Here is a 4,684-nt window from a genome sequence, read left to right on the forward strand (position 1 = left end):
ACGGGGCGACAGCGCACGGACTCGACCCACATTCTCGCCACGGTTCGGAGCCTTCATCGCCTAGGAGCGCGCGAAGCACCCGGCGGGCGCTCCTAGGCATCGGGCAAAAGCAACCGATTGTAGCCATCACCTGATATGCTGGCCACCCGCGCCAGCTTACCGGATCGGTAGCGTCAGCGTCACCGTGGTACCCTGCCCCACCGCGCTCTCAACCCAGATCTGCCCCTTATGTGCCTCTACAATCAGGCGGCTGCTGTACAGGCCAAGGCCATGTCCCGCGATCTGATCCACATCCTTTGCCCGATAGCCCGACTCAAATGCGTGCAGCAGATCATCAGGTGCCATGCCGATACCCTGATCGGTCACGCGGATCTGCGCCTCCGCCGCCTGCTGGCGCACCTGGATATGGACCGTCTGCTCGGGGGACGAGAATTTAAGCGCATTGGTCAAAAGATTGACCAGCACTCGGCTGATCTCCAGCTGGTTGATCGTGATGGGGAGCGTTATCGGCGCATCGAGCACGATGCGGTCACGCTGGTTGGGCTGCACCGTCTGGTCGATCATCTGCTGGACAATCTGCACAAGATCAGTGGGTGTCTGAACGCCAGCATCGATCTGTGGGGTCGCTTGGCCGTGATCGAGGATGTCCTGGATCATTGCATTCATGCGAAGGCCGCTCTCAAGCATCATCTGGGCGTGGCCGATCTCGCGGGTGAGACCATGGAATTCCAGCCGCCGCACCAGGAGCTGCGCATATCCCATCATTACGCTGAGCGGCGCACGGAGATCGTGGGAGACCAGGGCCAGATACTCCTGGCGCAGCTGCCGCAGCTGCTGCGCCTGGGTCATATCGCGAACGCTAATGACGGCACCAACCACCTGGCCATCCATCATCATTGGCGCGGCAGAATATGCGATGGAGAGCACCCCACCATGGCGCTGCCGCATCTGCGCCTCATCTCGCCGCTGCACCAGCCCTGTGCGAAGAACCGCTAGCACCGACTCGGCTTCCGCTCCATCATTGTCCGATGATGGGGCAGGATCAAGGAAGATCATCTCCAGCGATTCCCCCTGAAGATCGGCCATCCGCCAGCCCGCCAGCTGCTCGGCTGCCGGATTAAGGTAGGTACACTGGCCAGCCATATTGATGACATAGACACCCTCGCCAAGGCTTGTCATGATGGTGGTGGTGAAATCGATCTGGAGGCGAAGCTGCTCCGCATCATTTTGCTGGCGAAGGCCAGCAACGAGCAGTTGCGCATTCACCTCTTGCAGGTCGTGAAGTTGCTGCTGGGGGTCTCTCGAGTTCACAAGGACCGCAGGATCATGTTTGGGAGATCCTATCATTTGGGTTCTCCGCCATGGGTACCATTGCTGGAACCCGATGTGATGAGGAAACGGTGGAGGAATAACAGCAGGGGTGTGCGAGACATGCGCCAACCAAACACCATGGGAGCATGTCTCCGGTCAGAATCGCTAGGTCGGGACGTGACTACAAAGGCAGATACGGTCGGCACTATCGTACCATACGATGGCTGGAGCGGGGAAGCCGCAGTGGGGCTGTGTGGGCAATCGGCTGGCTCTGCACGTGGATATGTATCTTGATCACGCGCATCCCGATATGGTGCTCAACCGCCTGTTTCAGCTCACGCTGAAGCTCGCTGGTCACAACGGGCAGCAGCGCATTGGGCGCGAGCGTGATCGCGCACTGGATGTGTAGGCCCTGAGGGAGCAGCTGGATCTGTGGCTCAAGCTGGAGCACCTGGGGGTGCTGTGCCGCCGTATAGGCGATCAGCCGACGGACGCTTTCAATCTGCACGCTCACCTGCCCAACGGCATCATCCCGAATAATCAGGGGCGGCAGCTGTGCCTTCGGGCGCAGTTCATACCAGCCGATCAGCAGGCCGACCACAAGGATGGCCAGCATCCCCAGGCCGATCAGCACCTGTTGTGGCGCATCCACGCTGGCCAAGCCTGCCAGCCAGATGGAGAAGACCGTTTCACGCAGAAGCGGGGGGAGGATCTGCGCTGGCGGAAGGATGCCAAAAGTGATCAGCGCGATGGCGATGGCACTCGCGCTGATGAGCAAATCGAGCAGTAGAATGACGATTCGATTGATATAATTCATGGCGGCTCCCAGTATATAACGGTGGGTCGACGGGCAGGCGGGTTTCAACGGTGGTGGGCCATGGCTTGCTATGGCCCACCGCTGCCATCTAGGCAACCCGTGGCGCGGTACGAGCTACTTCAGGGGTGGGAGACGTATCCTCAGGAAAGTAGAGATCGACCACATCGATATTGACCTCGGTGACAATCAGTCCGGTCATCTCCTGCATGCGGCCGATAATATTTTTGCGCACCGCCTGCGCTACATCTGGGATGCTCGCACCATAGACGGTGATGAGCTTCAGGTCGACGGCAGCCTCGCGCTGACCAACCTCAACGCTGACGCCCCGCTCACTGGCATCCTCGCCGGTCACGCGCTGGGCAAGGCCCGACAGCGCATCCCCCGCCCCACTGCCGACAAGCGCGTGGACACCCTCCACTTCGCGGGCGGCGATACCGGCGATTTTGGCCACCACATTGGTCGCGATGGCGGTCGCACCGGTATCGGTCATCGCGACTGGGCCGTGGTTCGCCAGCGGGCTGGCGACGGCAACCGCATCCGCATTGGGACCCTGGTCGATATCATGGTTTCTGCTATGCAGTTCATGGGAAACAGTTGGTGTCATAACGATTGTTCCTTGTTCGGTAGCGCGCAAGATCGAAGATCGGCACGGCACCGATGTAACATTACGCCCAGAAGGTGAACAGTTTGTGCCGTCGGGTGGGGCATAGTGCGCCCGAAGGTATGGGTGGAGCAGTACGGTGGGTTCTGATCTCGCGAGCGGGCTGCCAAGGGAGTGCGTCAACGCGCTGCGCTGCCTTTCTCAGCTTCTGTGCAGATAACAAGGCCCATCGTATGGGCGCTGTCGGTGCACCTGACGGACTCAAGGTGGCTGAAAGGTTGCCCCGCTGTGCCGCCGATCAGATCTTAAAAAGATGATCTGGCAACGGTGATGCTCCCGTATACCCAGAGCGTGAGAAAAAGAAGTGTGATTGTGTGAGGGGGGGATGACGCTATAGACTATAGTATATCCTATATGTATATACAAGTCAAGGAACATGGAGCCTGATTAACAGATGCGAGACGTTGGGCAGATCGTAAAGGGCAGGAGCACTGCCCCTGCCCGATCGTGCTTCTGGCATCGTATTGCCGCATCGGGAAAGAAACAGAATCAGGAGCTAAAAGATCGCCGCGGGTCTCGGCGGCAGGGGATCACCGGCATTCAAGAATACCGATATAATGGGTTATACTACAAGAGCAGCGTGCCTTTGTATATACAAGCGGAGAGCACATGAAGATCTCACGTCGGGCATCGAATGGAAAGAGCGGACATCTCTTGATCTCCATCCCTGCGAGCCGCGTATTGGAGGTGGAATCAGCGCTCCGATTCCTTACATCCAAACGCCAGCAGGCCGGCTCGCAGGTTATCCTCGACCTGATTATTCGTGCTGCCCTACGCAATGGCTGGAATCCCGCATCCCTTGCCGAAGAGGGCGAACCATCATCGATGGACTAGCTGTCCCAGCTCTAGGCCTCGCACAATCTCGGCCTAGAGGATGGCTGCGAAGAAGACGGCCAGGCTCTATGTGTTCTGTCTGCTGTCTTTGCGCATCTCGGCATATTGGTGGCAAATCAATTTCCCCTTCGTGCTTTCCCATCTTCGTGGTTATTCGTACCTTTGTTCCGTGGTGTCTTGAAGTCTTGGTGGTGAAGAATCTGCGGTCTGGTGAGAACGCATAGGCCCTAAGAAGACGGCCCATTCTCTCACTTTTGAGCACAGAGGCGGTATACTAAGCCGCTTATCCCCTACAATCGTCACAAGCGATATCGGCTGAGCACTGACCCAGCGGTCTCATCAGACCCCAGATCCTCCTTGTTGTGTGCACGGCTGGAGCAACCTATCAAACGTGAGGAGCGGCATATACGCGAGACAAACCCAGCCCCAGATCCCGATGCGCTGGCCCACTGGTTTCTCCTATTATATATAGCTGCCTCCCTGTTTTCGCGTCTTCGTGGTATTCGTTTCCTTCTTTCTTGGCCGCTTGGTGGTAAAAGAATCTCCGGTCTGCCGAGAACACATAGCCCCTAGGTGATGGCATCCGTATTCCGCACAGCGAGAGACGCCGTGGTATACTAGGGTTGCACACCCTGGCACATTGAGCATCTTGCTCAACACCCTCACCCCAGCGCTGAGACACCCGCCCTCCCGTTCCCCCACGCTGCGTGGGATCGCCGACGTCACTCCTGCATCCGAACGGTCTTGTACGCCCTGCCCTCTGCGGCAAACCGTCGCATCGCGGGGACGCGCTCTCACACCGATCTCGCCAGATACCATGCGCATGCTGGTATTTCTTTCCAGGGCCGCCCTCTCAGGGTTGCCCGCGCCCGCGTGCGCCCTACCGGCTGCGGGCGCGGGCGCTTGGGTTCCCTTGTAGCCGAGAAAGGCCCCTATGACACAACAGTTGCTCTTTCATGATCAGGCCCGCGCATCGCTCAAGCATGGCGTGGACCGTGTGGCCGACGCGGTGAAACTCACCCTTGGTCCTCGTGGGCGCGCTGTTGCGCTTGCCATGGACG

Annotated in this window: 4 protein-coding genes; 1 reads left to right on the top strand and 3 read right to left on the bottom strand. The window is 58.8% G+C overall.

Annotated features, from left to right (window positions below):
- Positions 1 to 156 precede the first annotated feature (156 nt).
- The 3 genes from F8S13_27545 to F8S13_27555 all read right to left on the bottom strand — a co-directional run bounded on the left by F8S13_27545 (position 157) and on the right by F8S13_27555 (position 2,732).
- On the bottom strand, positions 157 to 1,347 hold the full coding sequence (locus tag F8S13_27545) for a PAS domain S-box protein (GenBank protein ID KAB8139573.1): 1,191 nt from the start codon (positions 1,345 to 1,347) through the stop codon (positions 157 to 159).
- Positions 1,348 to 1,516: 169 nt separating this feature from the next.
- Positions 1,517 to 2,128 carry an Asp23/Gls24 family envelope stress response protein gene (locus F8S13_27550; GenBank protein KAB8139574.1) on the bottom strand — a complete coding sequence of 204 codons (612 nt, stop codon included), beginning with the start codon at positions 2,126 to 2,128 and terminating at the stop codon, positions 1,517 to 1,519.
- An 88-nt stretch (positions 2,129 to 2,216) separates the two neighbouring features.
- Positions 2,217 to 2,732: an Asp23/Gls24 family envelope stress response protein gene (locus F8S13_27555; GenBank protein ID KAB8139575.1), complete on the bottom strand. Its 516-nt coding sequence runs from the start codon at positions 2,730 to 2,732 to the stop codon at positions 2,217 to 2,219.
- Between the two features lie 666 nt (positions 2,733 to 3,398).
- Here F8S13_27555 and F8S13_27560 point away from each other — a divergent pair.
- Positions 3,399 to 3,623: a hypothetical protein gene (locus tag F8S13_27560; protein KAB8139576.1), complete on the top strand. Its 225-nt coding sequence runs from the start codon at positions 3,399 to 3,401 to the stop codon at positions 3,621 to 3,623.
- The last annotated feature ends 1,061 nt before the right edge of the window (positions 3,624 to 4,684 follow it).

It is taken from the genome of Chloroflexia bacterium SDU3-3 (genome assembly GCA_009268125.1).
In the GTDB taxonomy this organism is placed as follows: Bacteria; Chloroflexota; Chloroflexia; order Chloroflexales; family Roseiflexaceae; genus SDU3-3.

Bases quoted from the DNA above. Each gene is read 5' to 3' on its own strand.
- F8S13_27555 (KAB8139575.1), bottom strand. From the start codon at position 2,732: ATGACACCAACTGTTTCCCATGAACTGCATAGCAGAAACCATGATATC.
- F8S13_27560 (KAB8139576.1), top strand. From the start codon at position 3,399: ATGAAGATCTCACGTCGGGCATCGAATGGAAAGAGCGGACATCTCTTG.
- F8S13_27545 (KAB8139573.1), bottom strand. From the start codon at position 1,347: ATGATAGGATCTCCCAAACATGATCCTGCGGTCCTTGTGAACTCGAGA.
- F8S13_27550 (KAB8139574.1), bottom strand. From the start codon at position 2,128: ATGAATTATATCAATCGAATCGTCATTCTACTGCTCGATTTGCTCATC.